Annotated in this window: 1 protein-coding gene; it reads left to right on the top strand. The window is 47.7% G+C overall.

The annotated features are described in order from the left end of the window. Window positions 1–244 (top strand): hypothetical protein (locus tag QWY29_RS20380; RefSeq protein WP_439117464.1); only part of this gene is annotated, 244 nt, incomplete at its 5' end. Window positions 245–277: the final 33 nt, after the last annotated feature.

Genomic DNA, 277 nt, shown 5'->3' with positions numbered 1-277 from the left:
AATCTTGTGCAGCTATCGTGCCCTGCTGGCAGATTGGCTCATAACTTATGCGCCACAGAATCCAGAAGAACCCCTGCATCTCTGCTTTATAGCAAGTCTACACTATGCAGACCATGTGCAATATCTGCTGGATATTCTTTTGCAGGGAAGTCCAAATGAAAAGCAACAATTACTCAACGGAAAGGAAGTGACCGTCCTTGGAAAAGCAATCGAACGATGCAAAGAAATCGAAGCAGCAGCATAGCGCACCCGCCCGAAACTGGGTGGGTGACAATGG

This window comes from Nocardioides abyssi (assembly GCF_030412915.1).
GTDB lineage: Bacteria > Actinomycetota > Actinomycetes > Propionibacteriales > Nocardioidaceae > Nocardioides > Nocardioides abyssi.
Note: the sequence above shows the minus strand (reverse complement) of the source record. Positions and strands in the feature narration are given on the sequence as shown.